At 71.1% G+C, this 22,898-nt stretch carries 25 protein-coding genes; 21 read left to right on the forward strand and 4 right to left on the reverse strand.

The genetic code is table 11. The features are described 5' to 3' along the window. The first annotated feature begins 7 nt into the window (after positions 1-7). The 6 genes from sufD to EUA06_RS03410 all read left to right on the forward strand — a co-directional run bounded on the left by sufD (position 8) and on the right by EUA06_RS03410 (position 4,468). Entirely contained in the window at positions 8-1,222 is a 1,215-nt protein-coding gene (sufD, locus tag EUA06_RS03385) for a Fe-S cluster assembly protein SufD (RefSeq protein ID WP_129473564.1), read from the forward strand. Continuing rightward, entirely contained in the window at positions 1,222-1,569 is a 348-nt protein-coding gene (locus EUA06_RS03390) for a non-heme iron oxygenase ferredoxin subunit (protein WP_129473565.1), read from the forward strand. Before sufD ends, EUA06_RS03390 begins: the two co-directional genes overlap by 1 nt. Next, a complete protein-coding gene (gene sufC, locus EUA06_RS03395) occupies positions 1,566-2,324 on the forward strand; it encodes a Fe-S cluster assembly ATPase SufC (RefSeq protein WP_129473566.1) in 759 nt (252 codons plus the stop codon). The genes EUA06_RS03390 and sufC overlap by 4 nt, the downstream gene beginning before the upstream one ends. Before the next feature lie 64 nt (positions 2,325-2,388). After that, complete coding sequence (locus EUA06_RS03400) at positions 2,389-3,624, forward strand: cysteine desulfurase (protein ID WP_129473567.1); 1,236 nt, start codon at positions 2,389-2,391, stop codon at positions 3,622-3,624. A gap of 2 nt (positions 3,625-3,626) precedes the next feature. Next, positions 3,627-4,082 (forward strand): Fe-S cluster assembly sulfur transfer protein SufU, encoded by a 456-nt coding sequence (sufU, locus tag EUA06_RS03405; RefSeq protein WP_207208176.1) that lies wholly within the window; start codon positions 3,627-3,629, stop codon positions 4,080-4,082. After that, entirely contained in the window at positions 4,079-4,468 is a 390-nt protein-coding gene (locus EUA06_RS03410) for a metal-sulfur cluster assembly factor (protein WP_129473569.1), read from the forward strand. The genes sufU and EUA06_RS03410 overlap by 4 nt, the downstream gene beginning before the upstream one ends. Positions 4,469-4,573: 105 nt before the next feature. Here EUA06_RS03410 and EUA06_RS03415 read toward each other — a convergent pair whose 3' ends face one another. Then, on the reverse strand, positions 4,574-5,548 hold the full coding sequence (locus EUA06_RS03415; protein ID WP_129473570.1) for an SMP-30/gluconolactonase/LRE family protein: 975 nt from the start codon (positions 5,546-5,548) through the stop codon (positions 4,574-4,576). 115 nt (positions 5,549-5,663) lie between these two features. Here EUA06_RS03415 and EUA06_RS03420 point away from each other — a divergent pair, with 115 nt between their 5' ends. The 10 genes from EUA06_RS03420 (at position 5,664) to EUA06_RS03465 (ending at position 13,746) form a co-directional block, all read left to right on the forward strand. After that, positions 5,664-6,446 carry an aminoglycoside adenylyltransferase domain-containing protein gene (locus EUA06_RS03420; protein ID WP_207208177.1) on the forward strand — a complete coding sequence of 261 codons (783 nt, stop codon included), beginning with the start codon at positions 5,664-5,666 and terminating at the stop codon, positions 6,444-6,446. Positions 6,447-6,463: 17 nt separating this feature from the next. Next, a complete protein-coding gene (locus tag EUA06_RS03425) occupies positions 6,464-6,865 on the forward strand; it encodes a hypothetical protein (RefSeq protein ID WP_129473572.1) in 402 nt (133 codons plus the stop codon). 94 nt (positions 6,866-6,959) lie between these two features. Beyond that, positions 6,960-7,505: an NYN domain-containing protein gene (locus tag EUA06_RS03430; protein WP_129473573.1), complete on the forward strand. Its 546-nt coding sequence runs from the start codon at positions 6,960-6,962 to the stop codon at positions 7,503-7,505. Between the two features lie 70 nt (positions 7,506-7,575). Beyond that, positions 7,576-8,499, forward strand: coding sequence for an ABC transporter ATP-binding protein (locus EUA06_RS03435; RefSeq protein ID WP_242497940.1), 924 nt, complete (start codon positions 7,576-7,578; stop codon positions 8,497-8,499). Next, positions 8,499-9,371, forward strand: a complete 873-nt coding sequence (locus tag EUA06_RS03440) for an ABC transporter permease (protein ID WP_129473574.1) — start codon at positions 8,499-8,501, stop codon at positions 9,369-9,371. The genes EUA06_RS03435 and EUA06_RS03440 overlap by 1 nt, the downstream gene beginning before the upstream one ends. Next, positions 9,368-9,610, forward strand: coding sequence for a helix-turn-helix transcriptional regulator (locus EUA06_RS03445; RefSeq protein ID WP_129473575.1), 243 nt, complete (start codon positions 9,368-9,370; stop codon positions 9,608-9,610). The genes EUA06_RS03440 and EUA06_RS03445 overlap by 4 nt, the downstream gene beginning before the upstream one ends. 19 nt (positions 9,611-9,629) lie before the next feature. Further along, entirely contained in the window at positions 9,630-10,235 is a 606-nt protein-coding gene (locus EUA06_RS03450; RefSeq protein WP_129473576.1) for an acVLRF1 family peptidyl-tRNA hydrolase, read from the forward strand. 76 nt (positions 10,236-10,311) lie between these two features. Next, positions 10,312-11,235, forward strand: a complete 924-nt coding sequence (locus EUA06_RS03455) for an ABC transporter ATP-binding protein (RefSeq protein ID WP_129473577.1) — start codon at positions 10,312-10,314, stop codon at positions 11,233-11,235. Next, positions 11,232-12,809, forward strand: a complete 1,578-nt coding sequence (locus EUA06_RS03460) for an ABC transporter permease (RefSeq protein ID WP_129473578.1) — start codon at positions 11,232-11,234, stop codon at positions 12,807-12,809. Before EUA06_RS03455 ends, EUA06_RS03460 begins: the two co-directional genes overlap by 4 nt. 10 nt (positions 12,810-12,819) lie before the next feature. Next, entirely contained in the window at positions 12,820-13,746 is a 927-nt protein-coding gene (locus tag EUA06_RS03465; RefSeq protein WP_129473579.1) for a phosphotransferase, read from the forward strand. A 10-nt stretch (positions 13,747-13,756) separates the two neighbouring features. Here the strand turns inward: EUA06_RS03465 and ypfJ are convergent, their stop codons facing one another. Further along, positions 13,757-14,680 (reverse strand): KPN_02809 family neutral zinc metallopeptidase, encoded by a 924-nt coding sequence (ypfJ, locus tag EUA06_RS03470; protein WP_129473580.1) that lies wholly within the window; start codon positions 14,678-14,680, stop codon positions 13,757-13,759. 119 nt (positions 14,681-14,799) lie between these two features. Between ypfJ and EUA06_RS03475 the strand changes: the two genes are divergently transcribed. The 3 genes from EUA06_RS03475 to EUA06_RS03485 all read left to right on the forward strand — a co-directional run bounded on the left by EUA06_RS03475 (position 14,800) and on the right by EUA06_RS03485 (position 18,291). Continuing rightward, positions 14,800-16,398 carry an ABC-F family ATP-binding cassette domain-containing protein gene (locus tag EUA06_RS03475; protein WP_129473581.1) on the forward strand — a complete coding sequence of 533 codons (1,599 nt, stop codon included), beginning with the start codon at positions 14,800-14,802 and terminating at the stop codon, positions 16,396-16,398. Between the two features lie 28 nt (positions 16,399-16,426). Next, entirely contained in the window at positions 16,427-17,209 is a 783-nt protein-coding gene (locus tag EUA06_RS03480; protein WP_129473582.1) for an enoyl-CoA hydratase/isomerase family protein, read from the forward strand. Between the two features lie 65 nt (positions 17,210-17,274). After that, entirely contained in the window at positions 17,275-18,291 is a 1,017-nt protein-coding gene (locus EUA06_RS03485; protein ID WP_129473583.1) for a TolB family protein, read from the forward strand. A gap of 4 nt (positions 18,292-18,295) precedes the next feature. Here the strand turns inward: EUA06_RS03485 and EUA06_RS03490 are convergent, their stop codons facing one another. Together EUA06_RS03490 and EUA06_RS03495 are read right to left on the reverse strand one after the other, a co-directional pair. After that, on the reverse strand, positions 18,296-18,952 hold the full coding sequence (locus EUA06_RS03490; RefSeq protein ID WP_129473584.1) for a hypothetical protein: 657 nt from the start codon (positions 18,950-18,952) through the stop codon (positions 18,296-18,298). Beyond that, a complete protein-coding gene (locus tag EUA06_RS03495) occupies positions 18,939-19,442 on the reverse strand; it encodes an RNA polymerase sigma factor (protein ID WP_129473585.1) in 504 nt (167 codons plus the stop codon). Before EUA06_RS03495 ends, EUA06_RS03490 begins: the two co-directional genes overlap by 14 nt. Positions 19,443-19,594: 152 nt before the next feature. Here EUA06_RS03495 and EUA06_RS03500 point away from each other — a divergent pair, with 152 nt between their 5' ends. Continuing rightward, positions 19,595-21,469 (forward strand): ABC transporter ATP-binding protein, encoded by a 1,875-nt coding sequence (locus EUA06_RS03500; protein ID WP_129473586.1) that lies wholly within the window; start codon positions 19,595-19,597, stop codon positions 21,467-21,469. 63 nt (positions 21,470-21,532) lie between these two features. Beyond that, positions 21,533-22,873, forward strand: a complete 1,341-nt coding sequence (locus EUA06_RS03505; RefSeq protein WP_129473587.1) for an RDD family protein — start codon at positions 21,533-21,535, stop codon at positions 22,871-22,873. The last annotated feature ends 25 nt before the right edge of the window (positions 22,874-22,898 follow it).

Consider the following 22,898-nt stretch of genomic DNA (forward strand, 5'->3'; position numbering starts at 1 on the left):
TAGAGCTTTGACCGTCACCACCGAATCCGTCCGCTCCGCTCTGGAGCAGGACTCGCCCGAGCGGAACAAGATCGAGAGCCACCTCAACCCGGTGGGCTCCTTCGACGTCGCCGACCACCCCGTGCCGACCGGGCGCGAGGAGATCTGGCGCTTCTCGCCGCTCAAGCGGCTGAAGGGCCTGCACGCCGAGGCGCCGTTCAACCCCAGCACCACCTCGTGCACCTGGAACACCCCCGAGGGCGTGCGCATCGAGGGCGTCAGCGGCGAGGAGGCCAGGTCCCTGCGCGGGATGAGCGGCCTCGTGCCCAACACGCGCTTCGCCGCGCGGGTGCTGGCCGAGGTGCCGGACTCGCTGCTGGTCGACGTGCCGGCCGACCTCGAGGTCGCGGAGCCGATCGTCGTCTCGCTCGACGGCGAGGACGCCTCCAACACCGAGGCCGGCCACGTCGCGATGCGCTTCGGCGCCCACAGCAAGGCGATCGTCGTGATCAACCACGAGGGCTCGTCGGCCATGGCCGCGGTCGTCGAGATCGCCGTCGGTGACGGCGCCGACGTGACCGTGGTGTCGATCCAGGACTGGGCCGACGACGCGGTGCACCTCGCGCACCACCAGGCGCGGGTCGGCCGCGACGCGACCTACAAGCACGCGGCGATCTCGTTCGGCGGCGACGTCGTGCGGATGGACGCCAACGTCACCTACGACGGTCCCGGCGGCTCCGCCGAGCTGCTCGGCCTCTACTTCGCCGACGCCGGCCAGCACATCGAGCACCGGCTCTTCGCCGACCACAACGCGCCGCAGACCAAGAGCAACGTGCTCTACAAGGGCGCGCTGCAGGGCGAGGGCGCCCACACGGTCTGGATCGGCAACGTGCTGATCCGCAAGGTCGCCGAGGGCATCGAGACCTACGAGGAGAACCGCAACCTCGTCCTCACCGACGGCTGCCGTGCCGACTCGGTCCCCAACCTCGAGATCGAGACCGGCGAGATCGCCGGTGCCGGGCACGCGTCCGCCACCGCCCGCTTCGACGACGAGCAGCTGTTCTACCTCCAGGCACGCGGCATCTCCGAGAAGGAGGCGCAGCGCCTGGTCGTGCACGGCTTCTTCAACGACCTGATCCGCCAGGTGGGCGTGCCCTCGATCGAGGAGCGGCTGCTCGGCACGGTCGAGGCCGAGCTGGCCAAGAACGTCCTCAAGGACACGATGTTCGGGACGGTCGACTGATGGCGTTCGAGCGCGCGTGCGCGCTGGACGAGATCCAGGCCGACAAGGCCCTGGCTGTCACCCTCGGGCGCTACGACCTCGCGATCGCCCGTGACGGCGACGAGGTCTTCGCGATCGAGGACACCTGCAGCCACGCCGAGGTCGCCCTCAGCGAGGGCGAGGTCGAGCAGACCGACGGCGGCTGCCAGATCGAGTGCTGGCTGCACGGGTCGATGTTCGACCTGCGCACCGGCAAGCCCACCAACTTCCCGGCGACCGAGCCGGTCGCCACCTTCCCCGTCGACGTACGCGGCACCGATGTCTTCGTCGACACCGAGACCACCCTGAACGGAGTCACCCCCGCATGAGCAAGCTCGAGATCAACGACCTGCACGTCACCGTCGACACCGAGGACGGCCCCAAGGAGATCCTCAAGGGCGTCACGCTGTCGATCAAGGACGGCGAGACCCACGCGATCATGGGGCCCAACGGCTCCGGCAAGTCGACGCTGGCCTACTCGATCGCCGGCCACCCGAAGTACACGATCACCGGCGGCACCGTGACCCTCGACGGCCAGGACGTCCTGTCCCTCTCCGTCGACGAGCGCGCCCGCGCCGGCCTCTTCCTCGCGATGCAGTACCCCGTCGAGGTCCCCGGCGTCTCGGTGTCGAACTTCCTGCGCACGGCCAAGACCGCCATCGACGGCGAGGCCCCCAAGCTGCGCACCTGGGTCAAGGACGTCAACGCCGCCCTCGAGCAGCTCAACCTCGACCCGTCGTTCGGCACCCGCAACGTCAACGAGGGCTTCTCCGGTGGCGAGAAGAAGCGCCACGAGATCGCGCAGCTCGAGCTGCTCGACCCGACGGTCGCGATCCTCGACGAGACCGACTCCGGCCTCGACATCGACGCGCTGAAGACCGTGTCGGAGGGCGTCAACCGGTTCCGCGCGCGTGAGGGCAAGGGTGTCCTGCTGATCACCCACTACACCCGCATCCTGCGCTACATCGAGCCCGACTACGTCCACGTGTTCGTCGACGGCAAGGTCGCCGAGTCCGGCGGCAAGGAGCTCGCCGACCAGCTCGAGGCAGAGGGCTACGACCGCTACCTCAAGGCCAACGCCTGAGGTTTCGAGGCTCGCTGCGCTCGCACCTCAACCACCGATGACGGCAGGCACGAAAGGAAGACCGATGGAAGGACTGCTCCCGGATCTCGACGTGATCCGCAAGGACTTCCCCATCCTCGAGCGCATGCTCGCGGGCGGGCAGCCGCTGGTCTACCTCGACAGCGCCAACACCTCGCAGAAGCCGCAGGTCGTCATCGACACGATGGTCGACCACCTCGAGCGGCACAACGCCAACATCGCGCGCGCCATGCACCAGCTCGGCGCGGAGTCGACCGAGGCCTACGAGGGCGCTCGCGACAAGGTGGCGGGCTTCCTCAACGCGCCCTCGCGCAACGAGGTGATCTTCACCAAGAACGCCACCGAGGCGCTCAACCTGCTGGCCCGCACGATCGACCTCGGTCCCGGCGACAACGTCGTCATCACCGAGATGGAGCACCACTCCAACATCGTGTCGTGGCAGCTGGCGTGCGAGCGCTCGGGCGCGGAGCTGCGCTGGTTCGGGCTGACCGACGACGGCCGGCTCGACCTCGGCAACGCGGACCAGCTGGTCGACGAGCACACCAAGGTGCTCGCCTTCACGTGGGTCAGCAACATGCTCGGCACGATCAACCCTGTCACCGACCTGGTCGCGCGGGCGAAGGCGGTCGGTGCCCTCTCGGTGATCGACGCCTCCCAGGCCGCGCCGCAGCTCACGGTCGACGTCCAGGCCGTCGGTTGCGACTTCCTGGTCTTCACCGGGCACAAGGTCTGCGGCCCGACGGGCATCGGCGTGCTGTGGGGTCGCGAGGAGCTGCTCAACGAGCTGCCGCCCTTCCACGGTGGCGGCGAGATGATCGAGACGGTCACCATGGCGCGGTCGACGTACGCCAAGGCGCCGCACCGCTTCGAGGCCGGCACCCCGCCGATCGTCGAGGCCATCGGCCTGGGCTGCGCCGTCGACTACCTCGGCCACATCGGTCTCGACGCGATCCACCGCCACGAGCAGGCGATCACGGCGTACGCCCTCGAGGGCCTGCAGTCCGTCCCCGGCATGACCGTCCTCGGTCCGCTCGACGCGGCCGGGCGCGGCGGCGCGATCTCCTTCGAGCTTGATGGCGTGCACCCCCACGACATCGCGCAGGTGCTGGACTCGCGCGGCGTCGCCGTGCGGGCCGGGCACCACTGCGCGAAGCCCGCCCACGCGCGGTTCGGCGTGCAGAGCACGACGCGGATGTCGTCGTACCTCTACACGACGCCCGCCGAGATCGACGCGCTCGTGGAGGGCCTCCACCACACCCGCAGCTACTTCAAGGTGGGATGACGATGAGTGCCGAGCTGGACAACCTCTACCAGGAGATCATCCTGGACCACTACAAGAACCCGCACCACAAGGGACTCCGCGACCCGTTCGAGTCCGAGGTGCACCACGTCAACCCCACCTGCGGTGACGAGGTCACTCTTCGGGTGCACCTCGCAGAAGGTGTGGTGCAGGACGTGTCGTACGACAGCGTCGGCTGCTCCATCTCGCAGGCGTCGGCGTCCGTGCTGACCGACCTCGTGATCGGCAAGCCGGTCGACGAGGCGATGTCGATCCACCAGACCTTCCTCGAGCTCATGCAGGGCAAGGGGACGGTCGAGCCCGACGAGGACGTCCTCGAGGACGGGATCGCCTTCGCCGGCGTCGCCAAGTTCCCCGCGCGCGTGAAGTGCGCACTGCTCTCCTGGATGGCGTGGAAGGACGCGACCACCCAGGCCCAGACTGAAGGAGTCACCCCATGACCGAGTCCCAGCACGTCGACCACGGCGACCTCCCCGAGGTGCCCGAGGCCACCCAGAGCGGCGGGGGCGGAACCTCGACCGTCACCATCGACGACGTCACCGAGGCGATGAAGGACGTCGTCGACCCCGAGCTCGGCATCAACGTCGTCGACCTCGGCCTCGTCTACGGAGTCCACATCGACGAGGGTTCCAACGCCGTCCTCGACATGACGCTCACCTCGGCGGCCTGCCCGCTGACCGACGTGATCATGGACCAGACCAACCAGGCCCTCGAGGGCCTCGTCAACGACGTGGCCATCAACTGGGTCTGGATGCCGCCGTGGGGCCCCGACAAGATCACCGACGACGGCCGCGAGCAGCTGCGCGCCCTCGGCTTCAACGTCTGAGGTCGAGCACGCGCGCAGCGCGTGCCCGAACCCGAAGAGGTTGAGGGAGCCCCGCGGGCGAGCTTGCGAGCCCGGGACGGGCGGCTCGAAACCTGGTGAGGTCGCTCACTCGCCGGCGCGCGCCGGCACCTTGGTCACCCAGTAGTCGGTCGACGGCGTCGCAGGAGTGGTGAAGCGCGCGTTGGGGAGGTAGAGCCGCGAGCCGAAGCGGGCGACCGTGGTCGGCACGTCGAAGCTCGTCGTCGACGCGAGGTCACCGGAGTCGATCGTGCGCACGAGCCGGCCTGTCAGACCGGACCGCGAGAGCCGGAGGACGGCGATCTCGTTGAGCCGGTTGCGCACGACGTAGAGGGTGCGCCCGTGGCGCAGCATGCCGTCGCCGCTCGTGAGTGACGCGCCACCCAGGTCCACCTCGGTGGCGACGCCGGTGGCAGGGTCGACGCGGTAGAGCAGGCCGCTGGTGGAGTTCACCACCAGGAGCGCACGTCCGGTGGGGGTGGTGCTGATGCCGTTGGCGCTGAGCCCCGAGCTCTGGACCCACTCACCCGTCAGCGGCAACGTGGTCGCGGTGGCCGCGGGCTCGCCGTCGGCACCGCGGGCAACGCGGTAGAGCTGCGGGCGGTTGGAGTCGGTGAACCAGGCCGCGTCCTTGGTCAGGACGACGTCGTTGACGAACGTGGGAGTTGCGGTGGGCGCCTCCGCGAGCGGGATGTCGCGGAGCACGGCGCCGGTCTCGCTGTCGACCACGCGGGCCGTGCCCGACGTGCCGCCGGCGACGTACAACCGGTCGTCGCGGTCCGACTTCAGTCCGAGGGACGGCGTGCCGGGTCCCTGGCTGATGACCCGACCCTCGCCGGTGCGCAGCGACAGCTCGTAGATGTCGCCGTCGGCCCGGGATCCGAACCAGGCGGTGGGTCCGGGGCCGATGGCGATGCCCTCGGGCTGGAATCCGTCCGGCAGCTCGATGCGCGCCGGGAACGTGCCGTCCGGCGGGGCGCTCACCGCTCCCGCCGGCTGGGCGCCGGAGACGAGGGCGAGGCTGAGGACGGCGACGGCGCTGGCGGTGAGCAGGCGGGACATGGTGACCTCCGAGCAGGGGTGGGCCTTCGACGTTAGCCGCGTGCGACAACCGCGTCGGCGCGTCAGCGGTGGATATTCCGTGGCACCGCACCCGGCGGAAGCGCACACTCCTCGCGTGCTCAACCCCCACCCGACGCGCTACGCCGAGCTCAACGGCGTGCTGCACGACCTCGTCACCGGCGTCCAGACGGCGCTCGGTGGGTCGTTCGTCGGCGCGTACGTCCAGGGCTCCTTCGCCCTCGGCGCGGGTGACCTGCACAGCGACTGCGACTTCCTCGTGGTGGTGCGCGAGCGACCCGACGCCGAGCAGGAGGCGGCGCTGCGGGAGCTGCACCGCGACCTGCCCCACCGCGAGGGCTTCTGGAACACGCACCTCGAGGGCTCGTACGCCGTCGCTGCCGACCTGCGCACCACCGACGGCCTCGACCGCGAGTGGCTCTACGTCGACCACGGCCACGACGAGATGGAGTGGAGCACCCACTGCAACCAGCCGTGGGCGCGCTGGATCCTCCGTGAGCACGGCATCACGCTGGTCGGTCCGTGCCCGGTCGACCTCGTCGACCCCGTGCCCGACGACGTGCTGCGCGACCGGGCACGCGCGGGTCTCGCGACGCTCACCGACGACGTCCTCGGCTGGTGCCCGCCGAGCATCGGGTGGTGCCAGCGCTACCTCGTCGTCCAGGCCTGCCGCAGCCTCTACACCGTGCGCACTGCGCAGGTGGCGAGCAAGCGCGACGCGCTGCGCTGGTCGATGATGCACGGCGACCCGCGCTGGCGCCCGCTGCTCCAGCAGGTGCAGGCCGATCGCGATCGCGGCTTCGACCCGCACGACGAGCCGAGGCCGGGCTCGGTCGACGAGGCGCGCGCGTTCGCGGCGTACGTCGCCGCTGTGGCCTGACTGGCTACTGTTCCGGCATGGAGCAGCCCGAGGTCGACCCCGCCGCCGTTGATCTCAGCGAGATCGAGTTCGACCACGAGGAGCTGCGGGTCTTCTGGGACCTCGCTCGCTTCCACGCCAAGCTCAACGCCGCGCCAACGTACTTCGGTCCCACCACGCTGGAGTCGGTGCCGCCGCCTGCGTGGGCCTACGGCGAATCAGTCGAGGAGTCCGACGCATTCGTCGCGCAGGTGCTGGCCGACGACAGGGGCAGCACGACCGCGCCGGGGGAGGACTACGCCGGTGAGTACCCGGCGACCGGCACCCTGTCGATCCTGTGCGACGGGTCGGGCGTCCCGCGCGCACTCGTCGAGGTCAGCGACGTGACCGTGTCCGGCGACGAGGTCGTCGAGTCGTTCAAGGTCGTCTACCAGCCCTGAGACACCCCACGGGGTTCTTCTCCTCCGCTTCGTCCCCCCGAGCAACCCCGCGGGGACCCCGTTGAACCCGCGAGCCGTGTGGGAGAGTCCTCGCATGGCCGAGCGGATGACCTACCTCCTCGTCGACGGGGAGAACATCGACGCCACCCTGGGCACCTCGATCCTCGGTCGTCGGCCGCGGCCGGAGGAGCGCCCGCGCTGGGACCGCCTGCTGGAGTGGGCCGAGCGGGCCTTCGACCAGGACGTGACCGGCCTCTTCTTCCTCGCCGCCAGCACCGAGCTGCCGACCAGCTTCGTCCAGGCCCTGCTGGCGATCGGCTTCAAGCCGATCCCGCTCAGCGGTGAGGGCAAGATCGTCGACATCGCCATCCAGCGCACAGCCGAGGCGCTGGTCGACCGCGACGCCGACGTCGTGCTGGTCAGCCACGACGGCGACTTCGTCGACCAGGTCTCCGCCCTGTGCGACGGCAGCCGCCAGGTCGGCGTCATCGGCTTCACCGAGTTCGTCAACGCACAGTTCCGCAACCTCCCGGGGCTGCGGATCTTCGACCTCGAGTACGACCTCGGCGCGTTCAACACCCCGCTGCCGCGGGTCCGGATCATCCCGATCGACCAGTTCGACCCGCTCGAGTTCCTCTGACGCCAAGGACCAGCACGATCCGGATGTAGCACTCTTGCTACAGCGATAGCACGTCCACTACATTCGTCGGGTGAGTCCAGGAGCACCTGTCGTCGAGGTCCGTGACCTCCGCATGCGCTACGGCGACAAGGACGTGCTGACCGGCGTCGAGTTCTCGATCGAGCAGGGCGAGGTGGTGTGCCTGCTCGGCCCCAACGGTGCGGGCAAGACGACCACCATCGAGATCCTCGAGGGCTTCCGCGAGCGCTCGGCAGGCGAGGTGACCGTGCTCGGCGAGGACCCCCGCCGGGCGAGCGAGGCCTGGCGCGCCCGCACCGGAGTCGTCCTGCAGTCGTGGCGCGACCACCCCCGGTGGACGCCGCGGACGTTGCTGGACCAGGTGGGCGGCTACTACGCCCCGTACGCGACTCCCGACCGGCCCAGGCCGGTCCCGACCGACGAGCTGCTCGACGTCGTGGGCCTCGTCGACCTCGCCGACCAGAAGATCGCCACCTTCTCGGGCGGACAGCGGCGTCGGCTGGACGTGGCCATGGGGATCATCGGACGGCCCGAGCTGCTCTTCCTCGACGAGCCCACCGCCGGTTTCGACCCGCAGGCCCGCCGCGAGTTCCACCACGTCGTGCACCGGCTCGCCGACCTCGAGCACACCACGATCCTGCTGACGACCCACGACCTCGACGAGGCCGAGAAGCTCGCCGATCGGGTGATGATCCTGGCCGGTGGGCGGATCGTCGCCGACGACACCGCCGAGCACCTCGCGCTGCGAGCCGCGCTGGAGGTGGAGGTGAAGTGGTCGCGCGGCGGCGAGCGCTTCGTGCACTCGACCGGCGACGCGACCGACTTCGTACGTCGCCTGCTCGCCGAGCCCGGCGAGCCGGTGGTCGACCTCGAGGTCCGCCGCGCGAGCCTCGAGGACGCCTACCTGGACCTGGTGCAGCAGCACGAGGCGGGCGAGTCCGACGAGGCCGTCCGTGCGTTCAGGGAGGTCGTCTGATGGGCGGCACGACATCACCCCGGGGTTCCGTTCCCCACGCCGTCCGGCTCGGCGTGCGACGCGGCTGGAGCGAGTTCGTCCAGAGCCTGCGCAGCTCCCAGGACCAGTGGTTCTACCTGTTCACGGCCCTCCTCGCGGTGGGCTACCTCTACCTCCGCCGCGACACACCCGTCGAGGGCACCGACCTGATGCTGCCGTCGGTCGCGCTGCCGAGCATCCTCGGGGCCATGGTGGCCTTCGGCCTCGTCATCGGCCCGGCCTACGCCCTGGCGATGGAGAAGGAGGACGGCACCCTGCTGCGCGCCAAGGCGGTGCCGAACGGCCTCGTCGGCTACTTCGCCGGGCAGCTGGTCCTCCACTCGGCGAGCATCATCCCACAGACCGTCGCCGTGCTCGTCCCGAGCTTCCTGCTCTTCGACGACCTGATGGCGCACCCGGGTGGTTGGTTCACCATCGTCTGGGTGCTCGCCCTCGGCCTGCTCGCCACGCTCCCGATCGGCATGATGATCGGCGCCCTCGTCCCCGGCGTGCAGAAGATCGGCATGTGGGGGATGCTGCCCGTGATGGTGCTGGCCGGAGTCTCGGGGATCTTCTACCCCGTGCAGGCGCTGTGGGGCTGGGTCCAGGTCGTCGCCCAGGTCTTCCCGATGTACTGGCTCGGACTCGGCATGCGCTCGGCCTTCCTGCCGGACTCCTACGCCGCCGCGGAGATCGGCGGCTCCTGGCGCACGCTCGAGACCGTTGCCGTGCTGAGCGCCTGGGCGGTCGTAGGTGCGCTGGTCGCCCCGGCACTGCTCCGCCGGATGGCCCGTCGCCAGTCCGGCTCCCAGGTCGCGGCTGCCAAGGAAGCCGCGACACAGTGGGTCAGGTGAGCGAGACCGTGCACAACCGGATCGCTCTGCTGCGCGCCGAGCAGGGCGTGACCCGCCGCGACCTCGCGACCGCCCTGGGCGTGCACTACCAGACCGTGGGGTACCTCGAACGCGGGGAGAACAGCCCCAGCCTGGACCTCGCCCTGCGCATCGCCGCCTTCTTCGACGTCCCGGTCGAGGCGGTGTTCTCGCTCACCCCGTTCCCGCGGGTCAGCGACCAGGCGGGGCGCCCCGCCTGACGCGCGGTAGCGTCACGGCGTGCCCGAAGTCCTCGTCCCCGCCAGCCGTTGGCCGCGCTGGGTCGACAACTTCGCGACCGGCCACGGCGGCACTGACCTGAGCGTTGCGGACGGAGCCCTCCGTGGAGTGGCCGAGGACGGCTCGCACTTCACTGCGCGACTTCCCTTCGACACGGCGTACGACGGACCGGCGGAGGCGGGTGCCTTCGCACACGCCGCCGTCGTGCCCGGGACGTGGGGCGTGCTGCTCGTCCGCAAGGGCGGCTTCGCCGTCGCGCGGATGGCCGGCGCCGCGATGGTCGAGCACAAGATCGGACAGCGCCACGTGCAGGGCCGCACTAAGGCCGGCGGCCAGAGCCAGCAGCGCTTCGCCCGCCGCCGCGACAACCAGGCGCGTCAGGCCTACGAAGCGGCGGCCGACCACGCCGCGCGGATCCTGACCGGCGTACGCCTCGCCTCGACCGGTGGCGACCACGTGGCGGTCGACGCAGTGCTCGGCGACACCCGGCTGTCCTCGGTCACCGTGGTGAAGCCCTGGCTGGCGGTCCCCGACCCGCGCCGAGCGGTCCTGGACGCCGCCATCGCCGACACCCAGGCGATCCAGGTCGACGTCACCAACGCCTGACTTCATGAGAATTCCCGGTGCTGACCGCGAGTTCTCATGACGCACCGTGCCGGCCGTGACGTCGTACCGTGGCGGGGTGAGCAACCCGATCGAGATCCAGGGACTGGTGAAGGCGTTCGGCAGCGTACGGGCCCTCGACGACCTGGACCTCAGCGTCGAGCAAGGTGAGGTGCACGGCTTCCTCGGGCCCCACGGTGCCGGCAAGTCCACCACCATCCGGGTCCTGCTCGGGCTGCTGCGTGCGAGCGCCGGCTCGGTCCGCCTCCTCGGCGGCGACCCGTGGGCCGACGCAGCGGCGCTGCACCGCAGGCTCGCCTACGTGCCCGGTGACGTGACCCTGTGGCCCAACCTCACGGGGGGCGAAGTGATTGACCTCCTCGGTCGCCTGCGCGGCGGGCTCGACGAACGCCGGCGCGCCGACCTGGTCGAGCGCTTCGAGCTCGACCCGTCCAAGAAGGGCCGCACCTACTCGAAGGGCAACAGGCAGAAGGTCGCGCTGGTCGCGGCGCTCGCCAGCGACGTGGAGCTCCTGCTCCTCGACGAGCCCACCAGCGGGCTCGACCCGCTCATGGAAGCGGTCTTCCAGCAGTGCGTGGAGGACTTCCGCGCCGGCGGCGGCACGGTGCTGCTCTCCAGCCACATCCTCGCCGAGGTCGAGCGGCTGTGCGACCGCGTCAGCATCATCCGCTCCGGCCGGTGCGTCGAGTCGGGGACGCTGACCGAGCTGCGACACCTCACGCGTACGACGGTGCGCGCCGAGACCACGCGTCCCCCCGAGGGGCTCGGCGACCTGGTCGGCGTCCACGACCTGCTGCTCGAGGGCCGCCGGGTGGCCTTCGAGGTCGACACCAGCGCCCTGCCCAGCGCGCTGGCCGCGCTCCAAGACGCCGGGATCGGCACCCTCACCGCCACGCCGCCGACGCTCGAGGAGCTCTTCATGCGGCACTACGGCGACGACGTGTCGGACACGGCGTCCGGGGCATCGGGAGGCGCCTCGTGACCGGTGCCGGGATGCTGTTGCGCCACTTCCTGCGACGCGACCGCTGGATGCTGCTGGCGTGGTCGGTCGGCATCACGGTCCTCTACTGGTCGCAAGCCGTCAGCGTGAAGGGCCTCTACGCCACCCAGGAGGAGTTCGACCGGGCCGCTGTGGCCATGGAGGCCAACACCGCCTTCATCGCCATGACCGGTCCGGCCCGCGCGCTCAACACCGTCGGCGGGCAGGTCACCTGGCAGGCGACCGCCTTCGGCGCGATCACGATCGGCCTGATGTCGATGTTCCTGGTCGTGCGCCACACGCGCGCCGAGGAGGAGTCCGGTCGCGACGAGATGCTCCGCTCCGCCGCCGTAGGCCGCCGGGCGACCACGGCCGCCACGGTCCTGGTCGCGCTCGTCGCCAACGTGCTCACCGGGACGCTGGTCACGCTGAGCCTGGTCACCTTCCCCCTCGCCGTTCCCGACTCGCTCGCGTTGGGGGTCGGTCTGGCCGCCGTCGGGATGGTCTTCGCCGGTGTCGCGCTGCTCGCGGCCCAGCTCACGTCGAGCCCCCGCGCCGCGTACGGCCTGACCGGCGCCGTCATCGGCGCGGCCTACGTGTTGCGTGCCGTCGGCGACGTCGGGTCACCGGCCCTCACCTGGATGTCCCCGATCGGGTGGTACCAGGGCATGCACGCCTTCTCCGGGGTGAGGTGGTGGCCCCTCGCACTGCTGGTCCTCGCGGCGTCGTCCGTGATCGCCGCGGCAGGCTGGACGTTCGGCGGGCGCGACCACGGTGCCGGCGTGCTGACTGCGCGGCCGGGCCCCGTCCGGGCAGATGCGTTCCTCGGTACGCCGCTGGGGCTGGCGTGGCGGCTGCAGCGGGGCTCGCTGATCGGCTGGAGCCTGGGCCTGCTGCTCACGGGTCTGTCCTACGGCTCGCTGGGCACCGACATCGGTGACCTGCTCGGCGACTCGGAGACCACGCAGGACATGTTCGTCCGTGGAGGCACCGATCTCGTCGAGGGGTTCTACGCCACCTCGATCGTGATGCTGGCCCTGATGAGCTGCGGGTACGCCGTCTCGGCTGCGCTGCGTCCACGTCATGACGAGTCGTCGGGGCTGGCCGAGATCCTGCTGGCCACCGGGCTGTCGCGGCGTCGGTACCTGCTCGCGCAGGTCGTCCTCACCGTGACCGGGTCCGCGGTCGTGGTCGGCGCCGCAGGGCTGGGCCTGGGCGTCGGCTACGCACTGACGACCGGTGACGGGAGTGCCGTCGGGACCTACCTGCTCGCGATGCTTCCCTACCTGGCACCGGTGCTGGTGCTCAGTGCGGTGGCCCGACTGCTCTTCGGGGTGCATGCCCGGGCGGCCCTGCTGGCCTGGGTCGGACTGCTGTTCGCCGTCGTCGTGCTCCTCTTCGGACAGGTGCTGCAGATCCCGGAGTGGCTGCAGGCCGTCTCGCCCTTCGACCACCTCGCGCTCGTGCCCGCCGAGGACTTCGGGTGGGCGCCGTTCCTCGCTCTGCTGGCGGTCGCCGCAGTGCTGAGCGGCGCGGGGCAGCTGCTCTTCCGTCGACGCGACATCGAGGTGCGCTAGGTTCCCCGCCATGGACCTGCCCCGGTGGCAACCCGAGCCGGGATGGCAGCCGATCCCGGGTGCGGGACCGGCGACGGCCGGTGTCTGGTCGGCCACCATCGGCGGTCGCGACGTCGTGGTCAAGCGACTGCAGTGTCCCGACCCGGTCGACGCCCGCGGGGCCATGGTCCCGGCCGACGTGAACTACTGGCGCCGTGCCGCCGAGGTCGCCCTCAGCGGCGTCGTCGCCGGGTCACCCGGGCTGCGCGAGGCGCCAGTGGTGCGCGTCGAGGAGGACGACGAGGGCATCACGCTCGTCCACGCCCGCGTCGAGCACGTGGACGCGCCGGGGCTGTGGCTGGCGGCCTGCCTGGGCAGGTTCGCCCCGACCGACCTCGGAGACCACGCCTGGCTGGCCCGCGACCAGCTGCGCAGCCGGCTCGCCCTGGTCGCGCACCGCGGCGGGTGGCGGACCCTTGCCCGCACACCCATGGCCGACGTCGCCGACCACCTCTGGACCCACCGCACGCAGTGGCTCGACGTGTGCGACGCCCTCCCGCAGGTCGCGCAGCACGGCGACCCGTCTGCCGCCAACATCCCCGGCAGGAGCGACCAGGAAGCAGGGGGAGGGGCCGTCGCGATCGACTGGGCACACCTCGGCCGGGGCCCGGTCGGCGCCGACCTCGGCTACCTCTCGCTGGCGACCCGCGAGGACGTGGAGCCCCTCGTCGAGGCGTACGTCGCCGCGCTGCCGCCCGGCCTCGCCAGCACCGACGACGTACGCACCGGCGCCCGCGTGATGGCGGTCTACACCGCGCTCACACGCCTCGACTGGGCGCTGGCACGCGTCGCGGACGGAGACGGTGCTCTCGCCGGGAAGTTCCGCCACCCGAGCGTCGCGCCCTACATCCGCGCGATGCAACGCCAGGTGGACCAGATCGAGGCGCTGCTCGCCTGACCTCGCCGAGTCAGAGCTCGGAGGCCGAGAAGGTGTCGCACGCCTCGAGCGTGCCCTCCTCGTAGCCCGTGGTGAACCACGCCATCCGCTGCTCCGACGAGCCGTGGGTCCAGCCCTCCTTGTCGACGCCCTGGCCAGACTTCTGCTGGATCCGGTCGTCGCCGACGGCCTTGGCCGAGTCGAGCGCCTCGGCGATGTCGGCATCGTCGAGCGTGATGAGCTCGCTGTCCTCGGCGTAGGAGGTCCACATGCCGGCGTAGCAGTCGGCCTGCAGCTCGAGGCGTACGGCGTCGGAGTCGGCACCCTGCTGCGTGCGGACCTGCCCCATGGTGCCCATCAGGTTCTGGATGTGGTGGCCGTACTCGTGACCGATGACGTAGGGCTCGACGAAGTCCCCACCCTGGCCGCCGAGCTGGCCCTCGAGCACGTCCTGGAAGAAGGTCGTGTCGAGGTAGATCTGCGAGTCTCCCGGGCAGTAGAACGGCCCGACCTGCGACGTCGCCTCGCCGCAGGCGGTGTTCACGCCGCCGCTGAAGGTGCGCAGTGTCGCGGGCTGGAGCTCCATGTCAGCCTGCTCCGGCAACGTCGTGCTCCAGTAGTCCACCAGGGAGTTCTCGACCGCGACGCGCGCACAGTCCTCGTCCGTGTTGGCGTCGGCGCCGGTCTTGCAGTTGGCGTAGCGCCCGGTGTCCTCCATCCGGCTCGCATCGGTGCCGGACGAGGTCGTGTCGGTGCCGCCGCCGGGGCTCGGCAGGCCGCCGCCCATGCACGAGCTGACGACGACGAACAGGATGATGATGATGAGTCCGCCGATGCCGCCGCCGGCCTTGGTGCCGCCCGGGATCGGGATGCGCATCCCGCCGCCACCGCCGCCACCACCGCCGCCGTCGCCGACGCGCGAGGTGTCGAGCCGGGCCTTCGGGTTGAAGCGCATGGGAGTGCCTTTCGCATCGTGCACGCGGTGCTCTGAGCAGGCGGTGTGCCTGATCGCACAGTAGTGCCTGGGCCGCGGATGGGGCTCCCGGAGCCACCCCTTCGTAGGATGCAGCCAAGATGATCACCGCCCAGAAGCTCGAGGTCAGAGCCGGTGCGCGGCTCCTCATGGAGGACGTCACCTTCCGGATCGCCGCAGGCGACAAGGTCGGCCTCGTGGGGCGCAACGGAGCCGGCAAGACGACCCTCACCCGCATCCTCGCCGGCGAGGGGACCCCTGCCGACGGGCAGGTGCTCCGCAGCGGCGACGTCGGCTACCTGCCGCAGGACCCGCGGGTCGGCGACCCCGAGGTGATCGCGCGCGACCGGATCCTGTCGGCCCGCGGCCTCGACGAGGTCGTACGCCGCCTGCGCGACGCCGAGGTCGAGATGGCCGACCCCGACCCGAAGGTCCACGAGCGCGGGATGAAGCGGTGGGCGCGCGCCGACGCCGAGCTGCACGCCGGTGGCGGGTATGCCGCCGAGTCGGAGGCCGCGCAGATGGCGGCCGCCCTCGGGATCGAGGAGCGGATCCTCGCCCAGCCGATCGGCACCCTGTCGGGCGGCCAGCGCCGCCGCGTCGAGCTCGCCCGCATCCTCTTCTCCGGCGCCGAGATCATGCTGCTCGACGAGCCGACCAACCACCTCGACGCCGACTCGATCATCTGGCTGCGCGACTTCCTCAAGGCGCACCGGGGCGGGTTCGTGGTGATCAGCCACGACAACGCCTTGCTCGAGGCCACCGTCAACAAGGTGTTCCACCTCGACGCCAACCGCGCCGTCATCGACGTCTACAACATGGGCTGGCACAACTACCTCACCCAGCGTGAGGACGACGAGAAGCGCCGCAAGCGCGAGCGGTCGAACGCCGAGAACAAGGCCAAGGTGCTCACCGACCAGGCCAACAAGATGCGCGCCAAGGCCACCAAGGCCCAGGCCGCGCAGTCGATGCTCAAGCGCGCCGAGAAGATGATGGCCGGCATCGAGGGCGAGCGTGCAGCCGACAAGGTCGCGCGGATCGCGTTCCCCGATCCCGCGCCGTGCGGCAAGACACCGCTCATGGGCTCCGAGCTGTCCAAGTCCTACGGCTCGCTCGAGGTCTTCACCGCCGTCGACCTGGCGATCGACCGTGGGAGCCGCGTGGTGATCCTCGGCCTCAACGGTGCCGGCAAGACCACGATGCTGCGGATCCTGGCCGGCGTCGACCAGCCCGACACCGGCGAGGTCGTCCCGGGCTACGGGCTCAAGATGGGCTACTACGCCCAGGAGCACGAGACGCTCGACGTCAACCGGACCGTGCTGGAGAACATGCACTCCGCCGCGCCCGAGCTCACCGACACCCAGGCCCGCTCGGTGCTCGGGTCGTTCCTCTTCTCCGGCGACGACGCCCACAAGCCGGCCGGCGTGCTGTCCGGCGGCGAGAAGACTCGGCTCGCGCTGGCGATCCTCGTCGTCTCGAGCGCCAACGTGCTGCTGCTCGACGAGCCCACCAACAACCTCGACCCGGCCTCCCGCGAGGAGGTGCTGCACGCGATCCGCAGCTACACCGGCGCGATCATCCTGGTCACCCACGACGAGGGCGCCGTGCGGGCGCTGTCCCCGGATCGGGTGCTGCTGCTGCCCGACGGCGACGAGGACCTGTGGTCGGACGAGTACGCCGACCTGGTCTCCCTCGCCTGAGGTTACCCGCGGGTAGTAACGTGCGACCATGACTCCCGAAGAGCTGGCCGCCGTCGGCCTCCGCCTCGACCTCGACGGTCCCGTTGCGACCGTCACGCTGGACCGGCCCGACGTACGGAACGCGCAGACACCGGCGATGTGGCTGGCGCTCGGGGAGATCGGCCGCACCCTGCCCGACGACGTACGCGTCGTGGTGGTGACGGGGGAGGGGGAGACGTTCTCCGCCGGCCTCGACCGGGCGATGCTCGACCCCTCGACCTCCGGTGAGGAGAGCGTCATCGGTCTGCTCTCCCTCAGCGACGAGGAGGCGTCGGCACGCATCGAGGAGTTCCAGCGCGGCTTCACCTGGCTGCGCGACCCCCGCTTCGTCTCGATCGCCAAGGTCCGGGGGTACGCCATCGGCGCGGGCTTCCAGCTCGCGCTGTCGTGCGACCTGCGGGTCGTGGCCGACGACGCGAAGTTCTCGATGAAGGAGTCGGCCCTCGGCCTCGTGCCCGACCTCACCGGCACGAAGCCGCTGGTCGAGCACGTCGGCTACGCCCGGGCACTGGAGATCTGCGCCACGGCACGGGTCGTGACGGCCGACGAGGCCGTGCGGATCGGGCTCGCGACGGCGTCGGTGCCGGGTGACCAGCTGGATGCGGCCGTCGCCGACCTCGCCGCCACGCTCGTCGCGCCGATGCCCGGCGTCGTCCCGGAGACCAAGGCACTGCTGCAGGGCGCGGCCGACCGCGACCTCGACGAGCAGCGGCGCCTCGAGCGGGAGTCGCAGGTACGCCGCTTCCGGGCCGTCGCGGCCGCCCTCGCCTGACCAGGCGGTCCTGAGGCCGACCGGTCGGAGTGGCAGGAACGCCGACCCGGTGACTGTGAAGGGGTATGACTTACTCATCCGGATCGCCGACCTGGCGCACGTACGCATTCACGACCGCCGCCGCGGTCCTCGTCCTGGCCGGCTGCTCGTCACAGGGCGTCGGTGGAGCTGGAGGTGCCAGCGCGGAGTCGCACGAGCTGCGGGTGCTCTTCCAGGCACAGGGCGAGCACAGCGTGGTCGCCCTGGCCGAACTCGACGGGTCACACGTGACGTACCCGCTGGACGACCTGCCCGGCGGCAACCAGACCAACCCGGATTGGTCGCCGGACGGCAGCCGGCTCGTCTTCGTCCTCGATGACGGGAGCCGTGAGTCGCTCTGGGTCGCCGACGCGGATGGTGGCCACGCACGTGAGCTCGTGCCCTGCAGGCGGGCGTGCGCCTGGCTCGACGACCCGGACTGGTCGCCCGACGGGTCGAGCGTCGTCTACAGCCGAACCGAGTCGCGCGGCACCGCAGGTTGGGGGTCCCTGGAGACCGTCGACGTCGACACCGGGCAGGTGTCGGTGATCCTCGAGGCGCGCGTGCGTACGTTCACTGCGGGCGCCCGGTGGGCCCCGGACGGCTCGCAGATCGTCTTCGAGAGCGTCCACAAGGGCGGGCCCGGAATCGGTGCCGAGGTGGACGGTGTTGCGCTGAAGATCGTGGCAGCTGACTCGAGGAAGCCGGGAAAGGCGCTGACGCAGGCCGATCTCTTCGCCGCCACAGCGGACTGGAGCCCGGACGGGGCGAGCATCGTCTACTCCGCGCTGGCGACCCCGGACTCGGAGGCGCCGGACCTCTTCGTGATCTCCCCTGGGGGCGGCGACCCGCTGCGGCTGACGACGCTGGGGGACAACGGAGGGTACGCCGCCGAGCCGGCGTGGCGCGCCGACAGCAACCGCGTCGTCTTCAGCGGTCAGCTACCGGACTCGTTCCTCTCGGGGGTGCTGCTGACGGTGTCCGCGGACGGGGGCGCCGAGCCGGTCGAGCTGGGGGACACCACGATCACCGGCCGGCACCCGCGCGTCGAGCCGGGGGCCTGAGCAGTCACCGGGTGAAGGGCGCCGAGTCGTACAGAAGTCGGTGCCACGCCTCACCCGGTACACCCGCTGACGCGCCCTCCGTCGTCGACCGGAACGTCATCGTGAGCTCGTCTCCCCGCACCCTCCAGCCGTGCACGCTGGCGCCAGGGTCACCAAACAGCGTCCGCAGCCGGAGCTCCGCCCCGGACGTCGAGATGATCTCCTCGTCCATGATCGCGTCCTCAGCGCCTGTGCTCCTGATGCGTGTCTGCAGGCTCGAGCCGCGCACCACCATGACCACCCGGAACGTGCCGTCGGGCAGGTCCTCGAGCATGGCCCCTGCCGCATCCGGTGCACCCGCGGCCCGGGCGGCTGCTCGCACCTCGGGTCGGCCCAGGGGACCGGAGATCCAGGTCCCCTCCAGCGGAGCGGCGCCTGCCGGCGCGGTGCTCGTGGGGGTCGGGTCGGCAGGCTCGATCGTGCGGGTGCCGGGGTCGCCGCCGACCACGGCCACGGCGACCACGACGGCCGCCGCGGCCAGACCGCTCACGACGCCGAGGCGTACGAGCTGGTGCCGGCGGTGCCGCGCGCGCAGCTCACGGTGTGCCACCGGGGCGCGCCTCACCCACTCGTCGTCGGGGGTCGCGAAGGCCTCCCGCAACCGGTCGTCAACCGATGACATCGGACACCTCTTCCTCCAGCGCCTGGCCCAGGTGCCTGCGCGCGGTGTGCAGCTGGCTCCACCCCGTGGACTCCTTGATGCCGAGGATCTCGGCGATCTCCGACATCGGCCGGTCCTCGAAGTAGAAGAGCACCACGACCGTCCGCTGGCCCGGCGCGAGTCGTCGTACGGCCGCCAGTACCTCGGGTGCGGGAGTGGGTGGGCCGTCGACGACCTCGACGGGCGCAGTGAGGATCTCCAGCTCGCGACGGCGCCAACCTCTGTGGCGCTCGCGCTGGGCCTTGCGGATCGCCACGCGGCGCAGCCAGAGGTCCGGGCGGTCGTACTCCGCGACCGTACGCCACCGGCGGAGCAGCTCGATGAAGGCGTCCTGGGTCAGCTCCTCGGCGCGGGCCCGGTCGCCCACGATGTGGTGGACCGTGCGCGCGACCCGCGGGAACTCGTGCAGGAAGAACGTGTCGAAGTCGACGTGGCTCCCGTCCGGCGTCATGGCACCACCTCCCGACCTGACACAGTCCCGAGGCGGCCCGGACTTCCACTCGCCGGCCACACCAGTTTCGTCCCCGGTCACCTCGTGTGCCAGCGGATGGAACAACTGTCGGATCCGGGTGGTTCGATGGAGGGAACAACAGAGGAGCAGGCATGTCGATGGGAATGGGTGGACCGCCGTGGCGGCACCTGCGCAGCGACCGCAGCGCCGTCGACAACAAGATCGAGCGCCGCACCGTCCGCCGCGTGCTGTCCTTCGCCGGGCCGCACCGCAGGCTGATCGGCGCGTTCCTCGCGGTCACGGTCGTCGACGCGGCACTCGTGGTGGTCCCGCCCCTGTTGCTCAAGGCGATCATCGACGACGGCGTCAGCTCCGGCGACACCTCGCTCGTGGTCTGGCTCGCCGCCCTGGTGGCGGTCGTCGCGGTCGTCGACGCCGGCTTCGGCCTGATCACCGGCTGGCTGTCCAGCCGCATCGGTGAGGGCCTGATCTACGACCTCCGCACCCAGGTCTTCGCCCACGTGCAGCGGCAGTCCCTGGCGTTCTTCACGCGCACCCAGACCGGCGCGCTGGTGAGCCGGCTCAACAACGACGTCATCGGCGCCCAGCGGGCGTTCACGTCCACGCTGCAGGGCACCGTCTCCAACATCATCGCCGCGATCGTCGTCGGCGTGACGATGCTGTTCCTGAGCTGGCCGGTGACGCTGCTGTGCCTCGCGCTGTTCCCCATCCTGCTGATCGCCTCCCGCCTCGTGGGCGCCCGCTTGGCCGACCTGTCGCGCGCCCAGATGGACGGCAACGCCGACCTCGGCAACGCGATGACGGAGCGGTTCAACGTCGGCGGCGCAATGCTGCTCAAGCTCTTCGGCCGCCGCGAGGCCGAGGACGTCGTCTACGCGCAGAAGGCCGCCGTCGTGCGCGACCTCGGCATCCGCATCTCGCTGCTCACCCGGATCTTCTTCGCCGCCATGACGCTCGTGCCGTCGCTCGCGACCGCCCTCGTCTACGGCATCGGCGGCTGGCTCGCGATCCGCGGGGACCTCTCCGTCGGCACGATCGTGGCGCTCGGCGTCCTGCTCACCCGCCTGCTCGGACCGCTCCAGGGGCTCTCCAACGTGCGCATCGACGTGATGACCGCATTGGTGAGCTTCGACCGGGTCTTCGAGGTGCTCGACCTGCCGTCGCTGATCCAGGAGAAGCCGGGAGCCGTCGAGCTGCCCGCGACAGCATCCCGCCTCGAGTTCGACCACGTCGCCTTCACCTACCCGCGCGCCGACGAGATCTCGCTGGCCTCCCTCGAGACGGTCGCGCGCACGGAGTCCCGCGACAGCGGCCAGGTGCTGCACGACGTCTCGTTCGTCGCCGAGCCCGGCTCGATGGTCGCCCTCGTCGGGCCGTCCGGCGCCGGCAAGACCACGGTCACCCACCTCGTCGCCCGGCTCTACGACGTCGAGTCCGGCACGGTCCGGGTCGGCGGGCACGACGTACGCGACGTGACGCTCCAGTCGCTGGAGGACGTCGTCGGCTACGTCACCCAGGACGCGCACATGTTCCACGACACCATCCGGGCCAACCTGCTCTACGCCCGGCCCGGCGCGGTCGAGGCCGACGTCTGGGCGGCCCTCGAGGCCGCGCAGATCGCGACCCTCGTCCGGGCGCTTCCCGACGGGCTCGACACAGTCGTGGGGGACCGGGGCTACCGGCTCTCCGGTGGCGAGCGCCAGCGGCTCGCGATCGCCCGGCTGCTGCTCAAGGCTCCGTCGATCGTGGTCCTCGACGAGGCGACCGCCCACCTCGACAGCGAGTCCGAGGCTGCGGTCCAGCAGGCGCTCGACGCGGCGCTCGAGGGCCGCACGTCGCTCGTCATCGCCCACCGTCTGTCGACGGTCCGCAACGCCGACCTGATCCTCGTCCTCGACGACGGTCGGGTGGTCCAGCAGGGCACGCACGCCGACCTGCTGGCCGCCGGCGGGCTCTACGCCACCCTCCACGCCACGCAGTTCCGGGAGGGCGCGACCGTTTCGTGACACGACGCGTGTCGTCGCCGGCCCGCGCACCGTCACCGAGCGACTCGGGTTAGCATCGCGCGCATGTCGTCTCCCCAGGCCCCGATCTGGGAGCTGCCCGATCGCGAGCAGCCCATCGAGGGCCTCGACAGTCTCGGCCAGCCGGTCCCGGAGTACGCCGCGGCGCTCGGGTTGGTGAGCGCGTCGCCCGGTCGGCGCGCTGCCGCGGCAGCGATCGACATCGGCGTCTTCCTGCTCCTCCAGGTGCCGTTCGTGGTGTGGTCCCTGCCGCTGTTCTGGCGACTGCTGACCGACCGCATCACGTGGTACGGCTTCGTCAACCACCCGGACTTCCTCATCGCCGTGATCGTCGCGGGCGTCACTGTGCTGCTCACGATCCTGCTGCTGGTCACCCAGCTCGTGGCGCAATGGCGCTGGGGATTCACCCTCGGGAAGCTCGCGCTCGGCCTGCGCGTCGTCAACGTCCGCACGCTCGAGCATGCTGGCTTCTGGCGCGTGGCGTGGCGTGCTCTCGTGGTGTGGGCGCCGGTCGTGACGGTGGTCGGCACGATCGCGGTGCTGGCCTCGCCGCTGTCGGCGAAGGGCGACCGCCTCCGTGGCTGGCACGACCGCGCCGGTCACACCTGGCTCGTCGATGCGCGCAACGGGCTGAATCCCTTCGACCGGAAGCGGATGCGCATCGCGCGCAAGACCGTGTCGTCCAGCGTCGCGCTCCGCTCGCGAGACCTCCCTTCGCTCGCCACCGGTGCCGGCGAGGAGGTGTCGGGCGGCTACCGACCGGGTGCTCGCAGCAGCGCCGGGGTGCTCGGCGTCGCCCGGCCCCACGCCCCCTTCGGTCGTGTCACCATCGGCCTCGCAGGTCTGGAGCCCGCGGAGCCGGCGCTCGTGGGCAGCACTCCGGTCGACCGGACCGGCGACGTCGCGGGACCGCCCGGCGGCACCCAGGACCGACGTGTCGAGCAGCACCCGACCGGGAAGCGCGCCGCCGGCAAGCGCGTCGCCGGGAAGCGCGCGGCCACAGCTCCGGCGAACGAACCGGCCACGTTCGCGCCGCCGCAGCAGCCGAGGACCACCGAGCAACCGGACGATCGGTGCACGCTGCTCCTCGACGACGGTCAGCGCCTCCAGCTCTCGGGCCCGGTCGTCGTCGGCCGGGCTCCCGCGCCCGTCGGGGACGCACGCCCGCTCGCGATCGCCGACCCGGGTTCCTCGATCTCCAAGACGCACGTCGTGCTCCGGCCCGTGGTCGCCGGGATCGAGGTCATCGACCAGGGGTCCACCAACGGGACCCTGCTGGTCCGCGACGGACGCGAGCAGCTGCTGGCGGCCGGCGTGGTCGCCCTCGCGCGGTCCGGGGACACGATCCGGATCGGCGACCGGAGTGCTCGGGTGCTGAGTGCCTGACGAGATCATCACGGCGCGGCTTGGG

It is taken from the genome of Nocardioides glacieisoli (assembly GCF_004137245.1).
Taxonomy (GTDB): Bacteria; Actinomycetota; Actinomycetes; order Propionibacteriales; family Nocardioidaceae; genus Nocardioides; species Nocardioides glacieisoli.